The following is a 26,372-nucleotide window of genomic DNA, read 5'->3' as shown; positions in this document are numbered from 1 at the left end:
TCCTCCTATGGAACTAACACAATTTTAATCGCCTCTCCGGATTGAGTCATCGCAATGGCTTTCTCAATATCCCTAAGCGGCATCGTATGGGTGATATACCGTTTAGCATTTAGTTTTCCTGAAACCACCAGATAGTAAGCTTGCTGCAGGTCCCAATCGTTATATCCATAATGCCCATATATGGTTAACAAGTTATAATGAATGGTATTTGTATCCAGTTGCGTCATCTTACCCTTCGGTACACCGCCGAAAAAAACCACCACGCCCATTTTTCCGGCCATAGCAACCGCCTGCTGCTGGGCTTCGATAGCCGGACACGCCGATATAATGATATCGGCTCCCCGCTGTTTAGTAATCTTGCGGACTTCCGCCACCGGATCCCGCTCGGCGGAATTAATAAGATAATCGGCACCGAATGCTTCAGCCTTCTCCAGTCTTTGCGCCGATTGCTCCACAGCAATGACACAACTGGCACCCCGCAATTTTGCCAATTCCACGTGCAGGCAGCCCACGGGGCCCAGGCCAATGACAACGACCGTATCACCCAGCTTCACATCCACTTTCCTCTGGCAAGCATATACGGAGGCCAGCGGCTCTACCAGAACCATTTCCTCATAGCCCGCAGCTTCCGGCATAATTATATTCGTACCGTGCTTCAGCAGCTTTTCCGTGAGCAGCATATACTCGGCATAACCGCCGGCAATCTCCGTCCCCGGAACAATCAGATTTTCACAAAGCCCCTGCCAGCCTCGCCGGCAGGACTCACATTCATGACAGGGAATCAGCGATCCTATATATAACCGGTCTCCGATCTGAAAGGATCCGTTAAACCGGCTGCCAACCTCTACTACTTCTCCGGCAATTTCATGGCCAATAATTTGCGGATACACCAATTTATGATGACCAAACCGGATAGATCGGATGTCGGAGCCGCATAGACCTACCGCTTTCACCCGAATAAGAACCTCTTTATCACCGCATTGTGGTTTTTCCACTTCTTCATGCCTGAGGGTTCCCGGTCCATGCAGCATTGCCGCCCGCATTATTTCCTTCACGGCCCACGCCTCCACTATGCTGATAGCAGCTAATACGGCAGGAGTCCCGCCGTATTAGCTCTGCTATCACATTATTTTATTATTAGATTCCGAACATGGTGTGCAGAGCTACAGCTCCCCAATAAGTGACCCAGGTGTACCATTGTGCGCCCACAGCCAAACAAGTCATCTGAGCGGCACCTTCCGGCAAGCTAAGTCCGGCAGCCACACCCAGTTTAGTCATCAGTGGAGCACCAGCCGATGCCAGATACAGGATAATCGTTGAATTGACAGTTGCACAAATAATCCCTCTAAACAGGTTTCCCCTACTCGGAACAATGGAGAAGATGTTGAAAAACGTCAGAACAGAAAGATCGGCAATCGGCAAAGTAGTATTTCCCGGCAATATAAAGGCTAAAAGCAAAGTAATCGGAATAGCGATCAAGGCCGTGGCCACTACGAAAGGATGACCGATACCTACAGCGGCATCCAGACCGATATACACCTCACGGCCCGGGAACCTTCTATTCATAAATTCGGAGGTAGCTTCTGAAATAACCATCAGGCCTTCCATCAACAGAGAAATCATCTTAGGCAGCAATACCAATACGGCAGCTACGGCAATACCGACACCTAATACTGTTTTAAAAGGCATTTTGGCGAAACCGGCCAGTAAAACACCAATCATTAGACCAATTAGCATAGGTTCACCCAAGATACCCAGTTTCTCCTGTACGGTATCAGTAGTCCAGCGAATATTTTTAACACCAGGAATTTTGTCAAGCAGCCAGTTGATCGGATAGTCAATAATCGCCCATGATGTGGCTTGAATATGCGGCAGCGAAACGCCCTCCAGACCGAGTACTTCTTCGCAGTCCTTTTGCGTCCAGTCGGCCAGTTTGAATACCAGCGCCATATTAAGAATAGAGCTTAGAATAGCAAGAAAGAAACTGTTGGTCGTTCCGTAAATGATGGAAGCAGTAAATAACGCATGCCAGTAGTTCCAAATATCCACGTCCATTGTTTTCGTCCAGTTCATCGCCAGCATGACAATGTTAGTGCCCAGTATGGCTACGAAAACAAAGGGAACAACAATAGTGCCCCAGGCCAGCGTCGCACCGACCGGCCAGCCCATGTCAATGCTGGTAAGCTGAAACCCATAGGTTTCAACCAAAGCCTTGGCAACGGGAGAAATATTATTAACCATCAAGCCGATAACAATATTTAAGCCTGTAAAAGCAATCCCGACGGTAATCCCGGCCCGAATAGCCTGGCTTAACTTGACACCTAAACCCAAACCTAATACTATAATGATGAGAGGCATAACAACGGCGGTACCCATATCAATAACATATTTAAAAAATCCTAACACTAAATCCACAAAGACTCCTCCTTTTTCATTATCTTGGAGTTATTTCTTTAATACTTCCAGTATCTTCGCTTTAGTTTCCGGCAGCTTCATACCGCTGAGGAAAGCCATACCGATTATAATGGGAATTCCTTGTGTGTCTCCCGGCACCTGAGTAGAACCTACAATTAAGTCTGCTTTCATGTTAATCGCTCTTTGTGCCGCTTCGGTTACTTTGCAGGTATCCACTGAAGCGTCAATTCCGTTTTCCTTGCACAATTGCCTTACCTTGTTGGCAACAACTGTAGAAGTTGCTATTCCGGTACCGCAGGCACACAAGATTTTTTTGATCGCCATAATCCCATTCCTCCTTAACGTTTTTTATTTTTGGCACAAATCGAAACCCGGCTTTCCTTCATCACCTCTCATGACCAAATTGTATATTACAAGAGTGTATCTGCCGGTCTCCTACACCGGCAGATATTCTTTTGTAACCTAAGATAAAAGGTGCTCCAAGAAAATCATCTGGTCGGATCCAGCATGACTTTCAAGCCCTGCTTATTTTCCACGATGGCAAACGCTTCTTGCCATTCGGACATGGGCAATACATGGGAAATCACCGCTTTGGCGTTAACCTTGCCGTTTTCAATCAACTTCAACGCCTTGCTCCAGGAACTGGGAATCTGACTGGATGAACCGAATACGTTCAGTTCGCGCTGCTTGATCTGATAATAATCCACTTCAATCGGACGGGGGAAATAACTCATGGGAATGAGAATCCCGTCCTTGGCTGTTATCTTCATGCTCATATCCACAGCCGGCCTGGCTCCGGTGGCTTCGACCACCATGTCGGCCCCATAGTTTTCGGTATAGCTTTTGACCACTGTTTCCAGATCTTCTTTGGCAATGTCCACCGTCCGGTCAATTCCAAGCTTTAGTGCCAGATCCAGCCGCTCCCGGTCCGGCGTAAGACCGGCCATAATCACAAAGGCTCCTTGCGCCTTGGCGACCTGTGCCGCTAACAGACCGATAGCGCCGGGCCCCAGGATGACGACAACTGAATCGACGCACACATTGGTCCGCTCCATCAGAGCATGCACCCCGCAGGCCAGCGGCTCTACCACAGCGCCTTCTTCAAAACTGACCGAATCAGGCAGTTTCATAATGCTTTCTTCCCGGTTGACCAGATATTCGGCAAAACCGCCGTTAGCTATCGATCCTATCCCCTGACGGGCAATACAGTGGTTCAACTGGCCTCTCCGGCAGAATCGGCAGGTGCCGCAAACCCGGTAGGTTGTCTGAGTCAGCACGCGGTCACCGGGTTTAAACTGGACAACGCCTTCGCCTACGGCATCCACCACGCCGGCTACTTCATGGCCGAGAATAACCGGCGGTTTTAACGGCGCGCCGCCTACATGGTAATAGTCCAGGTCGGTATGGCAAATACCCGACCGCAATACTTTCATACGCACCTGGCCCGCAGCCGGTTCCGGCGTAGGCACCTCCCTGAGTTCCAAGTTGCCAGGTCCTTGCTCAAATTTAACTAACGCTTTCATATTCATGCCCTCCCAACATAGCCGAAACCCGCATATCCTGTACCAGCTTCTTGTAGTCGGCTTCCGGTCCCTTGAAGATGGAAGCCGTGCCGCCTACCAGAATGTTTGCTCCTGCCGCCACAGCCGGTGGAATCGTCTGGCCGTTGATATTCCCATCCACCTGAATCAGTAAGTCGGGCTTCTTTTTAAGGCTAATTTTTTTCAATTCTCTAATTTTTTCAATCATGGCGGGAATGAATTTTTGTCCGGCATAGCCGGGGTCAACCGTCATGATCAGCACCATGTCCAGCTCGGCTAAAACATATTCGATGTGGGAAAGCGGCGTGGACGGATTCAGGGCTACAGCCGCCCTAATTCCCCGTTTTTTTATCATCTGAACGGCCCGGTGCAAATGCGTCGCCGCTTCGGCATGGATGGAAATATATCCCGGCTGCAGATCGGCAAACTGGTTTAGATATCTTTCCGGCTCAACAATCATCAAATGGATGTCCAGCGGAATACTCGTAAATTGCCTGATCTGCTCCAGCATAGAATAGCTCATGGCCATATTGGGAACATACAATCCGTCCATTACATCGCAGTGCAGCAAATCGACTTTCGCCTCTTCCAGCCTTTGCAATTCCCTTCTTAATTCCAACTGGTCGGCACACATCATGGATGCGGCAATTTGTATCATGGTGATTCCTCCCGTTTCTCGGCACCTTTGCAGCTTTTTCTTGTGGCCAATCTGTTTTTGTTAGCCGCTTTATTTAACCAGAGCAACAAATTCTTCCAGCGTATTTTTTGTCTTGCCTCTTTGGAAGGCAGCCGCCCCAATTACGATATTTTCCGCACCGGCTTCAATAAGCTTGTTAATATTGTCCTTATTAATGCCGCCGTCTATCTGAATCGCAAACCCATACTGGTTGGCCTGTTTTATTTCTGACAACCGTTTTATTTTTTCGGTTAATCCGAGAATGGTCTTTTGCCTGCCACAACCGGGATTCACTGTCATAATCAAAACCTGATCCAGCAAATCATACACATAATCCAACACATCAAGCGGCGTCCCCGGATTAAGGGCTACACCTGCCTGTTTACCCAGGCTTTTGATTAGTTGAAGCGTTCTGTGCAAATGGACACAGGCTTCGGCATGCACGGTGATGACCTCAGCACCTGCCTCCGCATAGCGGGGAATATACCGGTCCGGATTAACCACCATCATGTGCACGTCAAATTTCAACTTGGTCAGCGGGCGGAGTATGCTAACCTGATCAGGGCCAAAGGCAATGTTGGGAACAAAGTTGCCATCCATCACATCGACATGCAGTTCGGTAATGCCACTGGCTTCTATAGCTTTTAGCTCCTCGGCCAAATATCCCATATCGGCGGCAAACAGCGAGGGTTGTATAATAACACTCATATGATATGATCTCCTTCTTCTACTATATTTGATTATTATTCAAACAGGGTGGGGCTACGAGGCGTACGTCCGGCCGCCGTCAACCAAAATGATCTGACCGTTTATATAGCTGGCCTTATCGGAGGCCAGGAACACGCATAACTCGGATATGTCCTCCGGCAAACCTACGCGGCGCACCGGAATGCGGTTGATCACGCTCTCCCGGGCCGGGCTTCCCTGCGGATATAAGGCATCCAGCATTTCCGTCTGTATGACCCTGGGTGCAATGGCATTGGCTGTAATTCCATCTGGACCAAAATCACGGGCCAAATTTCTCACCAGGGCGTTCTGACCGGCCTTGCTGGCCGCATAGTGCGCCCCGCCGCCACTGCCGGTGGCAGCCGATCCGGAGGATATGATGATGATTTTACCGGCTCCCTGTGCCACCATATGGGGCAATACGGCCTTTAGCGTATAAAAAGTACCTGTTAAATTAATGGCAATTACCCGGCTCCATTCCTCCGGACTGATATCCAAAAGATTATTATGGGTTACGATGCTGGCATTGGGAACCAGGATATCAAGCTTACCGTATGAGTCCATAATTTGCTTCACTGCGTTCTGTACATCATCAAACTTGGTTATATCCAGAGGGATGAAGGCAGCCTCACCCCCCTTTTGTTTAATCAGTTCGACGGTCTCACCGGCTTTAGGCAAAATATCGCCAATGATTACCTTCGCTCCTTCGCGAGCCATATCTACGGCAATTTGCCGCCCGATTCCCTGGGCCGCCCCGGTAATAAAGGCAACCTTGTTTGTAAGCATATAGAAAAGCCTCCTTAAGAGAAGAGAATAGGTTTATACCTCGCCTTTTAGCTCACTGCCGCGAGCTCCCCCTTGATGCAAAAAACCAAAATCGGCCAAGGTAGTTCCCTTCTTTTTCATCACCGCCATGGCTAAAATATCGCCCATAGCCATAGTCAGCGTTGTTGAAGTAGTTGCCGAAAGTCCCAGCGGACAAATTTCCTTTTCAACGGTAATATCCAATATAGCATCACTGTGTTGACCTAAGATGGAATCAGGCTTGGCAGTAAAGGCGATCAGCTTCACACCTACCCGCTTCAATGCCTGAACCAATCCCCTTTTTATTTCATCACTGTTACCACTGTTGGAGATAAAAATCACTACATCCTGCCGCTGCACAGCGCCCAGGTCACCGTGAAACGATTCAGCCGCGTGCAGAAAGAAGGCTGGGATACCGGCGCAGGCCATGGTAGCCGCAATTTTATGAGCAACAATCCCCGATTTGCCCACGCCGGTTAAAATCACCTTGCCCTGGCAGCGGCACACCAGATCAACCGCCGTTTTAAACTCTTCATCGATTCTTGCTGCCGCGGTCAACAGAGCGTTGGCTTCTTCCTGCAAACCGTTGCGCCCATATTCCAGCAAATCAAACTCCGTCTGTTCCATTCTCCCGTCTCCTCCTTTGCCGTGAAGCATTACAGGCGGCTGCATAGTTCTTTCACATACAGATGATTAATATTAAGCTTTTCAGCGTATTTTTCCCCATCAGGCCAGACCACCCAATAGTCCCGCTTACCCATGATGCACATATACTTCGGCAGGGCGTCAATCATTTGTTTCCATTCACCCACAACGCGGTGGGCCAATTCCTCGGTATTTATATCCTGCTGGGTTGCTTTAATGTGACGAATCCGTTCCCTGATAAACCGCTCGCTCCGCCGCGGCAATATGGCGCGGTAATTATAGGCCGCTACGGTAATAAACAGTCCGTAAACCATACCAAAGGCATAAATGAAATACTCATAATGCTTGGCAAACTCAAAGGCCATCTGGCCGGGAATCCCAAGAAAAAACCGCATATAGCCGTCAATAAAACTCATCTAAACCCCTCCTGACCGGATTGTTCCTTTTATTTTCCCGCCGGCTACTGTGCTTTTCAACTATTGATTGCTTCTTTAAGCTCCTGTAAGTAGGATTGGACCAATTCGACAATTCTTTCTGACTCGGTACAGACAATCAGTTGATTCATCAATGGGGCCTCCGAAAACAATCCGACTAAATCCTGCAGCAGTTGTATCTGCATATTGGAGTCTTTAATAGCAAGCATGAACAATAGTTTGACTTGCACAGCTTCACCAGGATAGCCCATCATGCCGAACTCGATAGGTTCTTTCAATACGCCAATGGCAACACCGGGCCGTATAACATGAACCGAGTCAGTATGAGGAATGGCTACGCCAAAGGTTTCGGTGGGCAGCCCTGTGGGGAAGGTCTGTTCCCTGGCAAGTACCGCTCCCGGATAGCTGTCTTTTACAAAACCATTTTCCAGAAATAGTCCCGCTAAAGCGCTGATCGCCGCTTCCTTGGTTTTAGCCTCCAGAGTGGTTCCAATAAAACCTGTTTGTTCCGCAATTTCGTTGTTCACTTCATTTCCTCCCTAACCGGCTAGTTGTACTTTTCTGCAAAATGTAAGCTGGCAAGATAACCAGTTATGATTTACTGCTAAACCCTTCTGCTGCTCATTATTATTGCAAGTTGCGTGCCAACCTGGTGGCAGATTTCGCGAGGCTTTATTTCTCTTGATTATCCCGGTTTAGTTATTGTATCGCTCACGTTTTCGTCCACTATATTTCACAGCATAAAACTAATTCTGCCACACTTTATTCCACTTCAACGGCAATCATCATACTCAATTAGGACAAAATCAGTCAAATGTGATGCAATTTTTTATTACCTTCCCTGATTTATGTGACAAAATGGCCTTCTCAATTTCATCAAGCGGATAGCGGTTGCCAACAAAATCCCTGGCTGTAATCATTCCGTTTTTGATCAAATCGAAGGCAATCTGCACATGTCTGGGTGTCGTGTGAAAGACTCCCTTAATGGTCAATTGGGAATAATGCAGCAAGTTGGCATCAATGGAAACAGCGGTTCCTGCTTTTGTTCCGCCAAAGAGCAGCACTTTGCCGCCTTTGCGGGCCATGTTTATGGTTTTTTCCCACAATTCCGTCTGTCCGACGGCTTCAATGGCCACATCCACTCCCCGCTGATTTTCCGTATGGCTCCGAACGAGGTCCACCGCATTGCCTGTCTGTCCCGGATTGATGGTAACGGCAGCCCCCATATTTTTAGCCAGCGCCAAACGTTCGTCGGAAAGGTCGGTGGCGATGACCCTGGCCCCGCGGTAATGGGCCAGACGGACAAACATCAGTCCAATTGGCCCGGCACCGTTGACAACGACGGTATCGCCCGCTTCAATACCAATTTGCTCAATACCATAGACCGCACAGGAAAAAGGCTCTACCAGCGCGGCATCGGCAAAATCCATCGTGTCGGGAATATGAAACACATTTTGCTTAACGATGGCCGCCGGGATTTTCTCATATTCGGCAAACGCCCCTTGGTTAAACGTGATATGGTCACACATGGAATGCTGCCCCTGCTTACAGTAAAAACAAACATTGCAGGGGGCGGAATTGTGGGCCACCACCCGGTCTCCCACCTGAAAGCCGGCAACTCCCTCGCCGACCTGTGCCACTACTCCTGCCGCTTCATGACCAAAACCGTAGGGCGGTTTAAACAGCGGATACCCTCGCACATAGGTTTTGACATCGGTACCGCAGGTAAGTGCCACCCGATTCTTGATAACCAATTCACCTGGTCCGGCTACCGGCACCGGTACTTCTTCCACCTTTACGTTTTCCGGTCCGTAAAACATGGCTGCTTTCATCAAAAACACTCCTTTATCTACCGTTTAAAAATAACCGCCACTGCCAAGTGGCCGCTCACCCCTCTTAGGTTGCAAGATTCATGCCAGGCATTTGGCAGATTATGCGCCGTCCATATTCACCGCTAACGCAGCATAAAAAAAAACATACTATGATGACGGTTTTCACCGCACATAGTATGCAATATGCTGCCTCTCACCAAAACTAAGATAGCAGCCTGAATTCCAAAAAAGCACTTTTTATTTCCTCCGCCGTCTGAAAATGAGCCAGACTCCTTAAAAAGGGTTCATCCTCCAACAAGGTGATAACATAGGTGACTTCCTCAGTGGCTTGCTCCGTGATAGCCAGCATGGCAACAGTCTCTGCCATACCGTCGTCGGACCAGTATATCGGTTCATTCAGTATGGCGATAGCCATGCCGGGCTTGATTACGTTCTCCAGACTGCCATGAGGAATGGCCGCCTTGCTTTCCAATAAGGTATATCCCATGACCTCCCTTTTATACACATCCAGCAGAAATTCGGGAGTTACATAGCCCTTTTCAATCAAAAGATTGGCCAAACAATCCAATACCTCCTGTTTGGTGGTATAGGCCGGTCGAACAATAATCAGTTCCGGGTCAACAAAATCCGTCAGCGGCGACCGCACTTTCGTCACGGCCAAACCACTGCCCAGCACAATGTCCCGCAGCCGTGACGCAGCCCGGCCGTCCAACATTTCCTCCACTGTGACAAAAGGTATGGCAGAGTTCTTCGGCCGCAGACTGCCTACAATGGCGACTACCGTATAGGTCTGTTGTATCTTTTCAATTCGCTCCTGGATATCCTCTTTACCGGTAATTCCCAATGTGATGATTTCCACCTGACCACATAGCTCGGGCACCATTTTCTCGATAAGCTGCTTAAACTTTTTCGCTGTTCCCTCCCCGGTGATGCAAATGGTAAGGATCGCCTTGTTGTGCGGTTTACCTGTATTGTCCGTTTGGGCAATAAACCTGCCTAAGCCCACTTTGTCGGTATCAATGGTTTCCACAATTTCACTAAGCTGCGTATCCGGCAACATAGCCCGTCTCACGGCCTCTAAAACCATAACGGTATCTACGCGGGGAACGGTAAAGGTGGGAATGTTGGTCTTTTGGGTGATTAGTTCGCCAAAGGTAATCAACGAACCCATATCAGCCAGCAACAGTACCCCTTTACCCTCATCAATTTGCTTAACCAGTTCCACCGCTTTGTGTAAGGCTGCTTCCGGCCGTTCATCCAGAGACATCTCCAGGGCTCGGGCGTGGTGAACACCAAGCAGGCAGTTGGCAACTTCCACCATGCCGGCGGCCACTTTGCCATGGGACATAACCAGTACCCCTACCCGGCCCTGCCGGCTCTCCTCGCGATGGGTCATAGCGCGTAAATACATGGCAATAAACCCGATTTCATCTTCCGGTAGCGTAAACTCCGTCTTATCAACTATGGCGGCCAGCATCTTTTGGGCTATACTATATTCCTCAATATACTGTTTTTTAACCTTAGCAAGCTGCGGATTGACCACCGGCTTGCCTTTTTGCAAGCGTTCCAGCGTAGCCCCGATATGAATGGCCAAATAGTAGAGAAGCTGCTTGTCCACCTTGCCCAGCTCATTTTCTGCCACTTTGACCATCGTCTCCGCAAGATCAACAATCGGCTGCCCCACCAGATCGACCAGATTTTGCGAGATCATGGTATGGTCATAATGATTGACCTTCTGAGCAAACTGACGAAATTGGGCTTCCAGTTCACTATCAATCATCCGGTTGATTTCTTCCTGATTCAGCCCTCTGGCCTGCAGTTCCTGATAATTGGTCTCAATAAAGTCATATATTTCCCGGGGAAGCACATACAGATCATCCATTTGCAGCAGACTTTCCCCTTTGTCGCCGGGTTTGACGACCAAATCGCCGCGCACCAGATTTTCCACTTCCTGATTCCGGCTGTGTACATGGGTCAAACCGCGCCGCGCGTGAAGCGGCAAATCCAGAAGATTGATTTCCACCATCTTATGTCTTTCACTCAGACAAGTAAGAAATCCCCTGGCGCAAGCCACCTGAATATCGCTGCGCAACTGACCGACATTGCCCTGGCAGTCATAAAGCAGCAAGGTGTGCAGCACCGGCTGGGGAATTTTTATTTTCATTCCGATACGATCGGCTTCCTTGCTTAAAAAGTCCCGCACCATTTCATACCGCTCCAGCACCGTCCGTTCGGCCAGGGGCGGCAGTTCGATCACCATGGGAATCCGGCGCCGGAACGTGAACAGCAAAGAAGATTCGGCCTCTTCACTAGTCGCCGCAATAACCAGTATCTGCACCTTACGGGGTTCTCCGGTTTCCCCCATACGCCGGAAGGTGCCTTTATCAATCAAATGAAATAGTAATTCCTGCCCTTCCGGCGGCAGCCGATGGACTTCATCCAGAAACAGTACCCCGCCATCAGACTGTTCAACCAGCCCTTCCTTCGCGCCGTCCGCGCCGGTAAAGGCTCCCCGGACGTAGCCAAATAACTGGGACAGGAGCATCTGAGGATTTTCCGCATAATCGGCGCAGTTAAAGGCGATAAATTTTGCTTTCCGGGAAATCCGTTCGCATTCCACGGCGTACCGGTACATAGCCTCTGCCAGATAGCTTTTCCCCGAGCCGGTCGGCCCCAAAATCAGGGTATGCAGACCAAAGGGAGGATACAGAACCGCCGCCTTCGCCTGTTGAATTTGTGGCTTCAGAGTGCCCGACCAGCCGATCACCTGTCTAAAGGCAGCCGCAGCCTGCCGGTTAATCTCCGGTAGTTTTTCCCCGCTCTCGCCGGCAACCTCCACCGGTTTTGTGTCACTTCCCTTCGTTGGCATATCAGACAGCCGTTCCCGCCGGAGTTGTCCTACGGTAAAGCGCGACACGATAAACCCTTCCTTATTCAATTCAGCCGTCAGTTCCCGGTCGGAGATTTTCGCCTTTTTCGCCAGGATGGTCTGAAAGGCCTCCAGCAAATAAGGCTCCCGGCGCTTTCTTGAGTCAGGAAGCTGCATTTCGTTGCGCAGTGAAGTCACTTCGTCGCGCCGAATTTTCAATATTCCGGCTATTTGATCATCAGTATAGGGATTTTTTTTATCTTCAGCATTGACAATTTCCAGTAACTTCTTTTTCAAATGGCAGTCACCTCGCTCAAGAAGTTTACATATTTATTCCGCATTTCTACTACATTATACCTATTTATCCAGCCCAATAAAATAGAAGGATAAAATAAATTGCGGCGGTAGCAACTGATAGACAAAATAAAGGCCGGTACCTGCGCACCGACCCTGCTGTCATATGTCTCCTGAAACAAAGCGCCGCTAAAAGGGCACTGCCATCCGGTGAATTGCGGAAAACCCTTGCTGGGACAAATCAATAATTTGATTATCCACCGTTCTTACCACAGGCATATTGGAACCATTAGGACGAAAATATACGATCTCCGCTTCCTTGCCATCAGCCAGAATAATTTTATTTTGCAGTAAATCATCCTGAAACCGGCTGATAAACACATTGCAAATCACAGGGTCCAATTTGCCAAACATCTCTTTTGATAAAAAATCCAAGCTGGAAAATGGCGCTCCAAATTTATTTTGGCAGGCCCGTGCATGGAAAGCATCGGCTACGGCAATCACCTTTGCATAAGGATGAATCCGGTTGCCGTCAACCCCAGTGGGAACCCCAGTCCCGTCCACATGCTCCCGGTGCTGGACAATTCCTAAAATAGTCTCACCGGAAAGGCCTTTAGTCTTTCGCAGCATAGCTGCCGCTTCAGCAATATAAGCTTTATTGTGGGCCACTTCATCGTCCTGCACCATAATATTGCCGGCGTGATGAAGCAGACTGGCTAATGCCACATCGCGGACTTCCTGGTCGTTCCAGCGCAGTTGGCGGGCGATAAAGCTAGCTAAAAAGGAAACCTTCATCGAATGCTGCAGAATGAAATCAGTCATCGGGCTTTCCTGTGTCGCCGTCAAACATGCGATCAGGGATCGGTTACTCAACAATAACCGGTGGATATCATAAGCCGAATCTTTCAGTGCGGGAACAGGAATCAGCTTCTGCTTGCGAATAAACTCAAAAGCCTGTTGCACGTTATTGGATATATAGCCATACTCTTCCTCGAATATTTGCTGACGGGACGGAAGCGGTCCCTTATCTTCTTTCCGCTCATCACAAGGTTCTTCCTGTCCCGCAATATAAACATGCGAGACATTCCAGGTCTGCAGCAAATGAATATGACGTCCCGTTAGCTCGACTCCTTTGCCTAGCAGCACCTTGCCGTTTGGCGATATTACGGCATCCGCCAATACTGATCCCACTGCCAGTTCCTGCACACCCACTATTTGTCCTCCGGCCATGTCCTATCACTTCCTCCTGTACTTCACCGAATTAAAGACAACCAAGACCCTGCTTTATAAACATAATATTGTAAGCCTATCACTGCTAATTCTTCATCCTACAAACTACTACATTTTCTTGGAAAATCCTCTAAGCCACTTCATAAAAATACAAATATCGACTCCGCTAAAGCGATGTCTCGGGTATCGCCTCCCCTTCTTAAACGAATATAAACTAACAAAAATAAATATACAGAATATTAACTCACGAAAATCTATTGCATTTTTACTTTATTACACATTATAATACTCAATATAAAACATATACGCCTATCCGGGACACTCATATCCCGGATACGGACAAAGTACTAAACAAACGGTACGAAGAAGTATCAACTGGCACTCGGTGCGCCAGTTGATTTTTTTATTTCTTCCGCTTTGTCACACCGCAGACTAACATAACCAAACGCTTTATAACATAAAACCTTCTAAGCTCCCAGCCTCGTCCTGCGGTGTTGCAAATACACATCCGGAAATCACTTCCGGCTAGTAAACAAACAAGGAGGAACAAGTATGAAGAAAAGTTTGTGGTTAGTATGTCTCACCGTGTTGCTTACAGCCGCCCTGCTGGCAGGCTGCGGCAACACTCCAAAAGCGCCCGAGCCAGCCAAGACTGTTGAGCTTAACGTATCGGCAGCCGTCAGTATGAAAGATGCCCTGGAAGAAATTCAAAAAAACTTTGCCGCCAAAAATCCCAATATCAAGCTGGTCTATAATCTGGGGGCATCCGGCTCTCTTCAAAAGCAAATCGAACAAGGAGCTCCCGCCGATGTTTTCATCTCCGCCGCACCAAAACAAATGGATGAATTGTCCGATAAAAATCTGATCAATAAGGATACTCGCAAAAATCTGGTGGAAAATAAACTGGTTGTGATTATTCCGAAAGATTCCAAACTTTCTCTCGCCAAATATGAAGACTTGACTGGGCCGGAGGTTCACAAAATAAGTATCGGTGAAACAGCCACAGTTCCGGCCGGCCAATATGCCCAGGAAGTCTTAAAAAAGCTTGGCATTTGGGAGCAACTTCAGGATAAGCTGGTTCTGGCCAAGGATGTCCGCACTGTATTGACCTATGTGGAAACAGGCAATGTAGAAGCCGGCATTGTTTATAAAACCGATGCGGCCGTCAGCAATAAAGTAAAAGTCGCCGCTACGGCACCGGAGGGTTCTCACAAGCCGATCATTTATCCCATCGCCATTCTGGCAGGGACCAAACAGTTGCAAGCTGCCGAAGAGTTCGTTGCCTACCTGGCCTCTCCGGAGAGCAAAGCTGTTTTTGAAAAATACGGTTTTACCATGAGCCAATAGAAAACTACTGCGAAGGATGAATGACCTATGGCCTTAGTTGAATGGCAGCCCGTGCTACTTTCCCTCAAAGTTGCGTTCATTTCCCTGGTATTTGTATTCCTGTCGGGCGTTTCTGCCGCTTATCTAATGAAAAATCTGCGAATACCGGGTAAAGCAGCCATCGAAGCCCTGTTTACCCTGCCATTGGTACTACCGCCTGTAGTCACCGGCTTTGTCCTGTTGGTTTTAATCGGCAAACAGGGCCCCGTCGGCATCCTGCTGACCAGATACTTTGATACCCAGATTATTTTTACGCCGGCTGCCGCCGTTTTAGCCGGCACAGTTGTTTCTTTTCCCCTGATGTATCAGAGTACTAAAGGCGCTTTAGAAAGCATTGACCCTACCTTGGAGGATGCAGCCCGGACACTGGGTTCCAGTGAATGGCGGGTTTTCTGGACAGTTACCGTCCCTCTGGCCTGGCCGGGCCTGCTGTCAGGCATGGTGCTTTCCTTCGCCAGGACCTTAGGTGAATTTGGCGCCACCATCATGATTGCCGGAAATATTCCGGGGAAAACCCAAACCATTCCGCTGGCGATTTACTTCGCCGCCGAATCCAATGATTTAACCATAGCAGGTCTGTATGTGCTGATCATCAGTGCCGCCACCTTCTCTTTAATTTTCGGCTTAAACCACTGGAAGCTCGGAAAATAAGAAAATAATGTTTTGCCGGGAGGATGACTTCGATGCTTACCGTTGATATTACCAAGAAATTATCGCACTTTACGCTGCGCATCCAGTTTTCTATGGAAAACAAAATACTTGTATTATTTGGTCCCTCCGGCTGCGGCAAAACAACTATTCTCCGTTCCATTGCCGGATTGCTTAAACCGGACGAAGGGAAGATCGTATTCCGCAATAAAACCTTTTTCAATTCTGCGCCCCGTACCTTCTTACCCCCCAGACACCGCAACGTGGCCTATATGTTTCAGGACCTGGCACTCTTTCCCCATCTGGATGTCAGCAGCAACATCTGGTACGGAGTTAAGAAAACCACCCCCAAAAGCCATGTCCTCTATCAAAAATTGTTGTCTTTGCTTAAAATCGAACACCTGCCCGGCCGGACCATTCATCAATTGTCCGGCGGTGAAAAACAGCGGGTTGCCCTGGCCCGGGCTCTGATGTCCGAACCGGAAATTCTCTTGTTGGACGAACCCTTATCCGCCCTTGACGCCGAGACCCGTTACGAATTGCAGGACGAGCTGAAGAAACTGCAGGAAATCTGGCAAATCCCCTTTATCTTGGTTACCCATTCGCCGGAAGAGGCCCTGGCAATGGGCAATGAAGTCCTGTTCCTGCAAAAGGGGCGTGAAGTTGCCGAACCGCCTCCATCCTGGCACCGCAACGCCAATGGATCATCGTCCGTTTCCACTGCTGCAAACCTACAATTCTTTTATTAGTAATAATAGAAATATATCCGATTGCACTGTAATTGAGGAGGAGACATTATGAGAAAAAAAGTATTAATAGGACTGATTATATCTGCTTTGGCAAACATCCCTGCCGCCGGCTTTGCAGCTACCGCCAATACCGCCAGCGACCCCTGGACCTTCAGCGGTGATGTACGACTCCGTTTCGACAAGCAGGCCAACTTTAACAAGGATGACTTCGATGCCAGCAAGTACCGTATACGCTTAAACGCCGGTTATAAATTCAGCTCCGAATGGCGTTTTGACACCCGCATTACAGTAGGTGAATCATTATTCAGTACAGGACCAAAATCTACAACCGGTTACACTACTGTACCGGATGACGTGCAGATTGACATTGCCAGCCTGACCTACAAACAACCCGACTGGTCGGCTACCATGGGTCGCCAGAAATTCACTATCTTTGAAGGGTTGGCGGTCAGCATGGATGACGGGCACAACGTCGGTGACGCGGGCTATTCGGCTGCCGACAATCGCCCTGATGGCGGACGGGCCCGCAACTATCCGGGCTTGCAAGGCGTTAAACTGCAAAACAAATCGGGCAGGGTGAATTTCACTTCCTTTTATGGCAATCTCAATGACCGGAATGACAACGGCGCCAATTATAACGTGAAAGGCATTGCCGTTATGACTCCGATTGATAAGGTAAATGTGGGGGCCATGTGGTATACAACCGATTCACCGATATTCGGCAGTGACCTGACTACTTATAAGTTATTAAAAAACGGAAATAAAACCGGTTACTCCATAACGGCTAATACCAAGCTATTCAAAAATTACCTGTATACCGGCACCGAATATATCTGGGGTCTGGCTGACGATCATGATAAAGCCTGGAAGCTGATCGCCCGTACACCGGCAACTAAAAAACCGGGTGATATGCAATATAGCGTGGAATACCGCGATATTCAGCAATATGCTCTGGATTATTCCTCTTACATCGGTACTACTTCCTATAACGGCTTATCCAGCGCTTATAAAAGCATTTCTTACGGAGACTATACTTACTGGGGCGTCACCGCCAAGCGGCAGCTAACCAAAAATACTTCGGCCAGTCTCTTCTATGAAAAATACAACCCTCAAAGTCATGGTTCAACCGCCAATGGAAAATCCCAGGTGGAAGACAATGTCTACCGTCTGCAGGTGGATGTTTCCTTCTAAAAAATTCCAAATCTCCTCTTTTTACAATACCTTCCATATTGTAAAATAAAAAGAAACGTACCGGACCCAATCTCCGGTACGTTTCTCCATAAAAACTAATTGTCATTTAATAACCATAACATCAGTGGCTTTTATCAGGGCTGCCACCGAATCGCCTGGCTTTAAACCCAACTCATTAATCGAGTCCATTGTGATGGCAGCTACAATTTCATTTCCTTTATAATCCATAACTACCTTGGCCATCACCTCTCCCTTCACCACTTCCTTCACCGTGGCCTGCAGCTTGTTTCTGCCGCTGATTTGCATAAATCCCGTCTCCTTTTCCCTTTGTGTCGTATATGAAAAGCACCATGTTCAAAATTAGCAGAGTAACCTGGCATTCCTATGAGAAAGTATCTCCCGGCGAAGCACCGCCTATGTGCTGCCGGTTGGGCGATTTCCTGACTAAGAAGGATTCCGGTCTAGTAATATTATAGTAGCTGCCGGGCTAAACCCGCAAGCCGGTTTATTTCAATCGAATGGAGTTGATAGCATGACGGAAACGACGGTTTACACTCCCGAAGAAGTAGCAAAAATATTAAAAATATCACGGTTCACCGTGTATGAAATGATTAAACGCGGCGATTTGACCGCCTACCGGATTGGCCGGAAGGTTAGAGTAGAGGCGCCGGATCTGGAGATTTATATTAATAAATCTAAAGGCCTGCCTGTCGCTGCACCGGCAAAAACCTATCCGCCAGATGTCCCTTTTGCTGCTCATGACGGCCTGATTCTCTGCGGCCAGGATATTATTCTTGACATTCTGACCAAACACCTGGAAAGGGAAATGCCCCATATCCAATTTCTCCGGAAATACATCGGTAGCGTCGACGGCTTACTGTCGCTCTACCGTGGCACGGCCAATGCGGTTACTGCTCATCTTTGGGACAGCGATACTGACAGCTACAATCTCCCTTATGTCCGCCATTTGCTGCCGGGACACCGTACGCTGATTATCAATCTGGTACACCGGATGGAAGGCTTCTATGTGGCCAAAGGCAATCCGAAGCAAATCAATACCTGGCAGGACCTGGCCCGGACGGGTATCCGTTTTGTAAATCGTGAGCACGGTGCCGGCGCCCGGGTACTGCTGGATGAACAGCTTCGGCTGGCAGGCATCGAACATGCCGCCATTACCGGCTATAGCCATGAAGAGTTAAGCCATTTGGCAGTAGCCAGTTGTGTGGGTCGTGGAGAGGCCGATGTCGGACTGGGCATCGAAAAGGCGGCGCTTCAGGTACTTACTGTCGATTTTATCCCCTTAAAAAAGGAACGCTATGATTTAGTCATCCGCAAGGAAGATATGGCCAAACCGCAATTTCAAACACTGCTTTCCATTTTACGTTCAAAAAGCTTCCATAATGAGTTGGCCGGTATGGGTGGCTACGATATCTCCCAAACCGGCACTATAATAGCTGAAACCTAAAAAAGCCTGACTGGCACAGTCAGGCTTTTACACAGTTAGCCCTCCACCTGCATGATTACATCTTCACCGGCGGTTACTTCTTCAGCCGGCGTGACAGCCACCGTTTTCCCGTCAGCGTCGTTCACTCCGGTGATTACTATACTTTCGTCTGCTGCCAAGTTAAGAATCGGTTGTCCCTGGCTGACAATCTGTCCCGCTGTCACGACCGGGGCAGCGAGACCAGCTTCCACCCGGATGTTTAGCCGGAAAGCACCGGTATCCAATATCAGCGCTGCCGGTTCTTTACTGGGTAGTATTTTGCCGTCTACCGGTGACAACACACTGCAGTCCTGCGTACAAATCGCTATAACGCGCTCACTACTGCCAGGAAGAATCTGCCCACTGACAGGGGCATGAACGCGGCTGCTTGCCTGTGGCGGCAAAACAGGGCAAGCAGGTTCCGCCACCGTTTCTTCTTCCATACCGCCCCATAAGGCAGCCATCTCCTCCCGGATACCGTCCGACCGGGTGCCAAAAATAAATTGAAAATTATTCCCCACATCCATAATCCCGACAGCACCCAAACCGTTCAGATCCTCTTTCTTTACGGCCTCAAGCCGCCGCACCGTCACCCGCAACCGGGAAATGCAGGCATCCAGCGCAGCAATATTATTTTTGCCGCCCAAGGTCCGTAAAAGCCGGCGCGCCGTTTGCTGTACGTCCAGTTCCTGCTCCGGCAGTGGCTCCTCTTCCCGCCCCGGCGTCTTCAGCTGAAAGTAATTGATGGAAAAATGAAATACAGCAAAATATAAAAGGCCGATACTTAACCCCACGGGCCACAGCCATAACTGATGATGGCCATATTTATAGGACAGCAGATAATCAATAAAGGAAGCTGAAAAAGTAAAACCCAGATGAATGTCCAGCCAGCTTGTTAGCAATCCCGACACACCGGCCATGAGCACATGAAAAACAAATAAGGGCGGCGCCACAAAAATAAAGGTAAACTCAATCGGCTCGGTAATCCCCGTCAAAAAAGAAGTCAGCGCACCGCCGGCCATCAGGCCGCCAATCGCCTTGCGCCGCTCCGGCCGGGCATTGCAGTAGATAGCCAGAGCGGCGGCCGGTAAACCAAACATCATAATCGGAAACTCACTGGCCATAAAAATACCCGCCGTGGGATCACCGGCAAAATAGCGGTTAAAATCACCGCGAATCAAGGTACCGTCACTGGTGACAAAGTGACCGAACTCATAGAGAAATGCCGGATAATAGACATGGTGCAGGCCGATGGGAATAAGCAGCCGCTTGCCGGCGGCAAACAAGGCCGGCCCGGCACTGGAATTAACGGCCCAATGGCCAACGGTATCAATGCCGGCCTGCATAAAAGGCCAGACAACCTGAAGCAAGAGCGCCATCACTACCCCCGCCACCGCCGTCACAATCGGCACAAACCGCTTTCCGGCAAAAAAGCCCAGCACCTGCGGCAGCCTGATCCGGTGAAACCGCCGGTACAAAACGGCAGCAATCAGACCCATGGCAATACCGGAAAAAACGCCCATGTCCACGGCGGGATTTACCGATTTGAGCACCGCTAAAAAGATCAGATGGCCGACAACCGCCGCTAAAGCGGCAACAGCCTGACCTTCGGAAAAACCAATAGCCACCCCGACCGCAAATAAGAGCGGTAGATTGGCAAACACCGCCATTCCCGCCTCCCGGACGGCAGGCATATTGAGCAAGTCTTTCTCACCAAAGCGCAACAATAGTCCGGCTGCCGGCAAAACCGACACCGGCAGCATCAAAGATCGTCCAATTTGCTGCAAATACTGGAACATATTCTTCAAGGGAACCTCTCCTCTATTGCGGCATACCAGAACACAAGGGCATCAGAAAACTTCTGATGCCCTTGTGCTGAAAAATTCTTTATGGCATGAATATCGGCTTATTGTATTTTTACATTCATACGTTCGCCGCGTTTCACCTGTTTCCCTGCTTCAACCACGATGGAACCCTCGCCCAAATTGGTAAACACTACCGGAGTAATGACCGAAGGTACCTTAGCCTGAATAGCAGGCAGATCGGCTTTCAGAATGAGCTGTCCGGCTTTCACCTTGTCACCCTGACTGACCAACGAAGTAAAACCTTCTCCCTTTAAATTAACCGTATCAATACCAAAGTGAACAATCAATTCCAGCCCGCTGTCCGCCGTAATGCCTACGGCATGCTTGCTGTCCAGAATGCTGGTCACCGTTCCGTCAACCGGCGAAGCAATTTCCCCGTTAACCGGCTCAATAGCGAAACCGTCGCCTACGATCTTTTGCGAAAATACCTGATCGGGAACCTCTGTCAACGGCAATACTTTGCCGGTCAAAGGAGCTACGAAGGAAGCAATCACACCAGGAGCAGCGTCGGCGGCCGTTTCGGCAGCCTGCTGTACGACCGGGGCCGGACCGGCAGCTTCCTTGCCGGAAAGGATGCCCTGAATCTGTGTTTTTAGTATATCCGATTTAGGTCCAAAGATAATCTGCAAGTTGTCGCCCACGACCATGACACCGGCAGCGCCAAGGCCTTTTAAGCGATCTTTGTTTACCGCACCGATATCCTTTACGCTAACCCGCAGCCGGGTAATGCAGGCATCCAGGTGAGTCAGATTGGCTTTGCCCCCCAACGCAGCCAGCACATCGGCCGCCAGACTGCCCGACGTTCCCTGCTCATTGCCTGCTTCTGCCTCGTTGTCATCTTCACGCCCCGGGGTCTTTAAATCCCAGGTGCGGATGGCAAAACGGAAACCGAAATAATAAATAGCCGAGAACGCCAGACCTACCGGGATAACCAGCCACCAGTCGGTGCGGTTGGGGATGACGCCAAACAGTAAATAGTCGATAACACCACCGGAGAAGGTCATACCGATTTTTACATTTAAAATATGCATCAGCATAAAGGACAGTCCGGCAAACAGGGTGTGAATCCCGAACAAAGCCGGTGCCACAAACAGGAAGGAAAATTCAATCGGCTCGGTAATGCCTGTCAGGAAGGAAGTCAGCGCCGCCGAAGCCATAATACCGGCCACGGCGATTTTCTTTTCCGGTTTGGCTTCATGATAAATGGCCAGCGCCGCTGCCGGCAGACCAAACATCATGAAGGGGAATTTACCGGTCATAAACGTACCGGCGGTAAAAGCAACGCCATCCTTTAACTGAGCAAAGAAGATACTCTGGTCACCGTTTACAATTTGCCCGCTCTTGCTGACATATTCACCGAATTGATACCAGAACGGATTGTAGAAGATATGATGAAGTCCGAAAGGAATCAGAGCCCGCTCAATAACGCCGAAAACAAAAGCCGCCAACGTCTTATTGGAATCAATCATGTTGCGGGAGAACAAAGTCAAACCGATTTGGATGGGCGGCCAGACCACCGTCATCACAATACCCAGAATGAGGGCAGCAGCAGCGGTAACAATTGGCACAAACCGCTTACCGGCAAAAAAGCCCAAATAGGAAGGCAATTCAATGGTGTAAAACCGTTTATACGCCTGGGCCGCCAGAATACCGACAATAATACCGCCAAAAACACCGGTTTGCAGGGTCGGTATACCCAGTACACTGCTATAGGCTGGATTGCCGGCAATCATATCCGGCGTAATACCTGCCACCAGGCCCATGGTCACGTTCATAATCAGGAAGCCGACAATAGCCGCCAGCCCGGCAACGCCCTCGCCGCCGGACAGGCCGACAGCCACACCTACCGCAAACAGTAAGGAAAGATTGCCGAAAATAACCCCGCCAGCCTGCTCCATAACCTTGGCCAACGCATGAACCACCTGATTGTCCAGCATTGGCAGCAAGCTGATGGCCGCCGGATTCTGGAACGCATTGCCGAAGGCCAGCAGCAGCCCCGCCGCCGGCAGCAACGCTACAGGCAACATCAATGATTTACCTACCTGTTGTAAAACACCGAAAGATTTTTTAAACATAGTATTTCTCCTCTCAAATTATTATCTATTGTTATTGGATTTACCATCAACAAACTTGCTTTGCCAGGCAGCACAGTCACCTCCTTAAAAGAGAAATAAAAAAGCATGAGCCGTAGGGAGGACAACGATTCGTTCCTCTCTATCAACTCATGCCTGCTTTACCAGTAACACGTTGTACTTATGCACTTATCTTAGCCAAATTTGCTGCGAAGCCGCTCCAAATGAATGGTCAGATAGCCGATTTCGGCCTCGGGCACCTTGAGCTTCAGCTCTTGGCCGATCATCTCGCCAACCTGGCAGGCCAGCTCGTAGGACTCGGAAAAATCCCGCTTCAACTGCTCTACGAACGGATTTTCAATGGTTGTTAAGGTAACCAGCCGGTGAATACAGCTTTGCAGGTGAGTCAGCAGCCTGGTATAATTCAAACTGCCCTGTTCCTGCAGGGAACCGGTCCTTTTCTCAATATGCTGCAGCACCTTATTAATAATCTGGGAATACTTCAAACTTTCACTGACGGAACGGTTATGTCTGGCGGCATGCAGATGGAGGGCAATAAAACCAATTTCCTCACGGGGAATGGTTACCCGCAGCTTCTCAGTCAACAGACCGGCCCCCTGCTGGGCCACCTGGAATTCGTCAGGATACAGTGCCTCAATTTCGGAAATGAACGGATTTTTTATTTCCATCCCCTGGGCCAAACGAATGAGCGTAAAATTGATATGGTCGGTCAATGCCACATATATCCGGGGATGCAAGGCCTGGCCCAGACGCTCTTTCGCCAGTTCAATAATCTCTTCGGTAACCCGGATCACTGCCGGATCGACCTGTTCGATCAAATTGAGCGCCTGCTGCTCCGCTACCCCTGCCGGAACCACATAAATTTTCTCATACTTCGGATTGGTCAGTAAATCGCCCGCCTTGCGGCCAAATCCCATCCCCTTACCGAGTAAAATGACATCCTGACCATTTACGGTATTAGCAATTACCGCATTGTTGCTCAAAACCCGTTGTACCGAAAATGGTCCCTGTATCGTAGACAATGATGACTCCTCCCTGCTTATAAAAGGGAATAGCCAGTAAGAATAATCTGAGTCAGGCTTCCCTTCCCCCGCTTATCCTTACTGGCTAATGCCGTTACCGTAACACGCCAGTTATCTACTCTAGAGATAAATATAGCATATCCGCTTCCGTCTGGCAAGTAGTATTCTTTGTTTTTTCAGACTACGTCACCGCAGCCAGATTATTCCGCAGCTTCCACCGTTTCATTGGCGGTTTCCAGCAACAGTCGGGCCGTCTCTTCAGTGGTAATCAAGACATTAACAAACCGCCCGCGCAGCGCTCCCAGAATCGCCGGCACCTTGTGAGCCCCTCCGGCTACCGCAATCGAGTAGTTCAGGCCTTTCAGAATATCCAGATCAACGCTGATCGTCCGGTCAGCTAAATCCAACTGAATGCGTCGCCCTGCCAGGTCATAGAACCGCGAACAGATATCGCCGGCGGCCCCGGCCTGACGCAATGCTTCCTGATCCTGCAGTGTAATATAGCCGGTGGATAGCACCGAACTGGACTCGGAAAAAGCCCCGATGCCGACGACGGCAATCCTGACCTTATGCCACAGATTGGTGACGGTTACACAACTGTCATCCTGCAGAATGGCTTCCTTAGTTTCCCGCTTGGAAGTAATAATCGGCGCATAAAAGTAATATGGCTTAGCCTTAAAAGCCTGGCTTACCTTCCCGACAATCGGGTTGACATGATTGTCGCTTTCCAGATTGCCCGGACCGCCGCACAAAGCTACAATCTGACTCTGCGTCGGCCGCTGATTGGGCGACGGCTTCAGGGCATTGGCCACCTCTTTCATAGTACTGCCCCAGCTAATCCCGATGGTATCACCATCCTGGACAATACGGGCCAACAGTTCGGCACAGGTCTTACCCAGCGCCTGCCGTTCCGAATCCTCCTGAACCCGCTGGGAAGATACAATATACACCTCTTTTAGACCAAACAAAGTTTCCAGCTTGTTTTCCAGGGCATAATACGGTTTCAGATCATCCCGGATTGCAATCGTGATCAGCCCTTCCTGCCTGGCAGTTTTAATTAAACGGCTGATCGTCGTCCGGTGAATACCCAGTTTACGGGATATTTCATCCTGTGTCAGGTTATCCGCATAATACATGCTGGCCACTTTCACTGCAAGCCGGTCTTTTTCCCATTCATTCATACAATTCTATAGCTCCCCATTTCCTGGTATCAGGCCGAACCACCGGCGGTAAAATCGGTGCACATGGTAAATTTCTGTTCATAGCTGGTATCAGTGACACGATTTACACAGCCGAATACACGGAAGTAATGCTGCAGGCAGTCAATCACAGCTTCTTCTCCCAGCATTCCTTCATCAGGATAACTGACAGACGGTGGGACAAGGCGGGTTTCGGCCGCAGCCGCCTTGGTCAGATCGGTGAAAATATTAACCTTGCTGATGCCACAACGGATGGCCGACTCCAGCCGTTCGTCGCCGGTACCGGAGCCGCCATGCAGCACCAGTGGTACTTTGACAGCAGCGGCAATCTCTACCAGCCGCTCCAGATCGAGCCGCGGTTCTCCTTTGTACTCGCCATGAGCCGTACCGATAGCGACAGCCAGGCTGTCCACTTCTGTCCTTGTGACAAACTCCCGGGCCTGTTCCGGCTTGGTAAAGAGATCCTTGGCCACAGCATCAAGCTTTTCGTATTCGAGACCAACGCCGACATAGCCCAACTCGGCTTCCACCGTCACATCAACGGCATGGGCCATTTTAACAATCTCCGCCGTAACCTTGATATTTTCTTCAAACGCCAGTTGTGAGGCGTCAATCATCACCGAGGTAAACCCAGCCCGGATCGCCCGGACAATGGCGTTATAGCTGGCGCCGTGATCCAGATGAAGCGCCACCGGAATATCAGTCTTGCCGGCATAGAAAGAAACCATATGGGCCACTTCCTCCGGACTTAAGTATCCAAAATGGGCTTCCGCCAAGCCAAGAATAACCGGGCAACGGCTATCCTGACTGGCCCGGATAATCGCCCGCAGGCTGTGGGAATCCCAGGCATTAGGCTGGGCAATAGCATATTTATTCTTTTTGGCCATGTTGAGCATTTGTCTGGTATTGACTAGCATCCCATGTCACTCCTGTTACTATATATTTACGGTTCAAAACATGGACATCCATGTTATTCACCGCATTGTTGCCTAAGCTGTTAGAATGAGAGAGCAGTAGGCCGACGTATCACTCCAAGGACTAACCACGTCCGGTTATAAGCCAGTCAGCCAGCCTCTCGTTCACAGCGTTCGATTTATGCAGGTAGAACCACTGTTCACCAGTGCGTCCGTGTCACCAAACAGACAGAATCGGCAACGATAGAAGACTGGGCCGCCAATTGCAAATCTGTAATGGGAGTGTACTTTATGAACGCAGTAGGAATTGATGTTTCCAAAGGCAAGAGTGTAATTGCTGTTGCCCGTCCTTTTGG

24 protein-coding genes are annotated in these 26,372 nt (G+C 49.4%); 5 read left to right on the top strand and 19 right to left on the bottom strand.

Translation table 11 applies throughout. The features are described 5' to 3' along the window. Positions 1-5: 5 nt before the first annotated feature. The 13 genes from F3H20_RS03380 to F3H20_RS03320 all read right to left on the bottom strand — a co-directional run bounded on the left by F3H20_RS03380 (position 6) and on the right by F3H20_RS03320 (position 13,466). Positions 6-1,055 carry an alcohol dehydrogenase catalytic domain-containing protein gene (locus F3H20_RS03380; RefSeq protein WP_149733566.1) on the bottom strand — a complete coding sequence of 350 codons (1,050 nt, stop codon included), beginning with the start codon at positions 1,053-1,055 and terminating at the stop codon, positions 6-8. An 82-nt stretch (positions 1,056-1,137) separates the two neighbouring features. Next, complete coding sequence (locus F3H20_RS03375; RefSeq protein ID WP_091744073.1) at positions 1,138-2,415, bottom strand: PTS galactitol transporter subunit IIC; 1,278 nt, start codon at positions 2,413-2,415, stop codon at positions 1,138-1,140. Positions 2,416-2,445: 30 nt separating this feature from the next. Further along, positions 2,446-2,739 (bottom strand): PTS sugar transporter subunit IIB, encoded by a 294-nt coding sequence (locus F3H20_RS03370; RefSeq protein WP_091744074.1) that lies wholly within the window; start codon positions 2,737-2,739, stop codon positions 2,446-2,448. A gap of 164 nt (positions 2,740-2,903) precedes the next feature. After that, a complete protein-coding gene (locus tag F3H20_RS03365; protein ID WP_188128182.1) occupies positions 2,904-3,938 on the bottom strand; it encodes a zinc-dependent alcohol dehydrogenase in 1,035 nt (344 codons plus the stop codon). Further along, on the bottom strand, positions 3,922-4,614 hold the full coding sequence (gene rpe / locus F3H20_RS03360) for a ribulose-phosphate 3-epimerase (protein WP_149733564.1): 693 nt from the start codon (positions 4,612-4,614) through the stop codon (positions 3,922-3,924). The genes F3H20_RS03365 and rpe (F3H20_RS03360) overlap by 17 nt, the downstream gene beginning before the upstream one ends. A gap of 69 nt (positions 4,615-4,683) precedes the next feature. After that, entirely contained in the window at positions 4,684-5,340 is a 657-nt protein-coding gene (gene rpe, locus F3H20_RS03355; RefSeq protein WP_149733563.1) for a ribulose-phosphate 3-epimerase, read from the bottom strand. 54 nt (positions 5,341-5,394) lie between these two features. After that, entirely contained in the window at positions 5,395-6,144 is a 750-nt protein-coding gene (locus F3H20_RS03350) for an SDR family NAD(P)-dependent oxidoreductase (protein ID WP_149733562.1), read from the bottom strand. A gap of 33 nt (positions 6,145-6,177) precedes the next feature. Next, positions 6,178-6,789: a KpsF/GutQ family sugar-phosphate isomerase gene (locus F3H20_RS03345; protein ID WP_188128181.1), complete on the bottom strand. Its 612-nt coding sequence runs from the start codon at positions 6,787-6,789 to the stop codon at positions 6,178-6,180. Positions 6,790-6,818: 29 nt separating this feature from the next. After that, the gene (locus F3H20_RS03340) at positions 6,819-7,223 is read right to left on the bottom strand and encodes a hypothetical protein (protein WP_149733560.1); all 405 of its coding nucleotides are present in this window, start codon (positions 7,221-7,223) and stop codon (positions 6,819-6,821) included. 56 nt (positions 7,224-7,279) lie between these two features. After that, on the bottom strand, positions 7,280-7,768 hold the full coding sequence (locus F3H20_RS03335) for a PTS sugar transporter subunit IIA (RefSeq protein WP_149733559.1): 489 nt from the start codon (positions 7,766-7,768) through the stop codon (positions 7,280-7,282). A 279-nt stretch (positions 7,769-8,047) separates the two neighbouring features. After that, positions 8,048-9,073, bottom strand: a complete 1,026-nt coding sequence (locus F3H20_RS03330) for a zinc-binding dehydrogenase (RefSeq protein ID WP_149733558.1) — start codon at positions 9,071-9,073, stop codon at positions 8,048-8,050. Positions 9,074-9,275: 202 nt separating this feature from the next. Next, positions 9,276-12,239 (bottom strand): sigma 54-interacting transcriptional regulator, encoded by a 2,964-nt coding sequence (locus tag F3H20_RS03325; protein WP_149733557.1) that lies wholly within the window; start codon positions 12,237-12,239, stop codon positions 9,276-9,278. A gap of 186 nt (positions 12,240-12,425) precedes the next feature. Continuing rightward, positions 12,426-13,466, bottom strand: a complete 1,041-nt coding sequence (locus F3H20_RS03320) for an HD-GYP domain-containing protein (protein ID WP_149733556.1) — start codon at positions 13,464-13,466, stop codon at positions 12,426-12,428. A gap of 552 nt (positions 13,467-14,018) precedes the next feature. Between F3H20_RS03320 and modA the strand changes: the two genes are divergently transcribed. From modA to F3H20_RS03300, 4 genes are read left to right on the top strand one after another with little or no spacing between them, the layout of a single operon-like run. Continuing rightward, the gene (gene modA, locus F3H20_RS03315; protein WP_149733555.1) at positions 14,019-14,813 is read left to right on the top strand and encodes a molybdate ABC transporter substrate-binding protein; all 795 of its coding nucleotides are present in this window, start codon (positions 14,019-14,021) and stop codon (positions 14,811-14,813) included. Positions 14,814-14,840: 27 nt separating this feature from the next. Further along, positions 14,841-15,503 carry a molybdate ABC transporter permease subunit gene (gene modB, locus F3H20_RS03310; RefSeq protein ID WP_149733554.1) on the top strand — a complete coding sequence of 221 codons (663 nt, stop codon included), beginning with the start codon at positions 14,841-14,843 and terminating at the stop codon, positions 15,501-15,503. 32 nt (positions 15,504-15,535) lie between these two features. Beyond that, positions 15,536-16,249 (top strand): ATP-binding cassette domain-containing protein, encoded by a 714-nt coding sequence (locus F3H20_RS03305; RefSeq protein ID WP_149733553.1) that lies wholly within the window; start codon positions 15,536-15,538, stop codon positions 16,247-16,249. A 48-nt stretch (positions 16,250-16,297) separates the two neighbouring features. Further along, positions 16,298-17,440 (top strand): hypothetical protein, encoded by a 1,143-nt coding sequence (locus F3H20_RS03300; RefSeq protein ID WP_149733552.1) that lies wholly within the window; start codon positions 16,298-16,300, stop codon positions 17,438-17,440. Positions 17,441-17,542: 102 nt separating this feature from the next. Here F3H20_RS03300 and F3H20_RS03295 read toward each other — a convergent pair whose 3' ends face one another. Further along, complete coding sequence (locus F3H20_RS03295) at positions 17,543-17,746, bottom strand: TOBE domain-containing protein (RefSeq protein WP_149733551.1); 204 nt, start codon at positions 17,744-17,746, stop codon at positions 17,543-17,545. A gap of 226 nt (positions 17,747-17,972) precedes the next feature. Between F3H20_RS03295 and F3H20_RS03290 the strand changes: the two genes are divergently transcribed. Then, the gene (locus F3H20_RS03290; protein ID WP_149733550.1) at positions 17,973-18,905 is read left to right on the top strand and encodes a helix-turn-helix transcriptional regulator; all 933 of its coding nucleotides are present in this window, start codon (positions 17,973-17,975) and stop codon (positions 18,903-18,905) included. A 35-nt stretch (positions 18,906-18,940) separates the two neighbouring features. On the opposite strand, the gene F3H20_RS03285 is transcribed toward F3H20_RS03290, so the two are convergent. The 5 genes from F3H20_RS03285 to F3H20_RS03265 all read right to left on the bottom strand — a co-directional run bounded on the left by F3H20_RS03285 (position 18,941) and on the right by F3H20_RS03265 (position 26,019). Continuing rightward, positions 18,941-20,722, bottom strand: a complete 1,782-nt coding sequence (locus tag F3H20_RS03285) for a PTS transporter subunit EIIC (protein WP_223191608.1) — start codon at positions 20,720-20,722, stop codon at positions 18,941-18,943. A gap of 107 nt (positions 20,723-20,829) precedes the next feature. Beyond that, complete coding sequence (ptsG, locus tag F3H20_RS03280) at positions 20,830-22,863, bottom strand: glucose-specific PTS transporter subunit IIBC (protein ID WP_149733548.1); 2,034 nt, start codon at positions 22,861-22,863, stop codon at positions 20,830-20,832. Between the two features lie 191 nt (positions 22,864-23,054). Further along, positions 23,055-23,903 carry a PRD domain-containing protein gene (locus F3H20_RS03275; protein ID WP_149733547.1) on the bottom strand — a complete coding sequence of 283 codons (849 nt, stop codon included), beginning with the start codon at positions 23,901-23,903 and terminating at the stop codon, positions 23,055-23,057. A gap of 200 nt (positions 23,904-24,103) precedes the next feature. Further along, complete coding sequence (locus F3H20_RS03270) at positions 24,104-25,084, bottom strand: sugar-binding transcriptional regulator (protein ID WP_149733546.1); 981 nt, start codon at positions 25,082-25,084, stop codon at positions 24,104-24,106. Positions 25,085-25,113: 29 nt separating this feature from the next. Then, a complete protein-coding gene (locus F3H20_RS03265) occupies positions 25,114-26,019 on the bottom strand; it encodes a class II fructose-bisphosphate aldolase (protein WP_149733545.1) in 906 nt (301 codons plus the stop codon). Positions 26,020-26,372: the final 353 nt, after the last annotated feature.

The organism is Propionispora hippei DSM 15287 (genome assembly GCF_900141835.1).
Taxonomy (GTDB): Bacteria; Bacillota; Negativicutes; order Propionisporales; family Propionisporaceae; genus Propionispora; species Propionispora hippei.
Note: the sequence above shows the minus strand (reverse complement) of the source record. Positions and strands in the feature narration are given on the sequence as shown.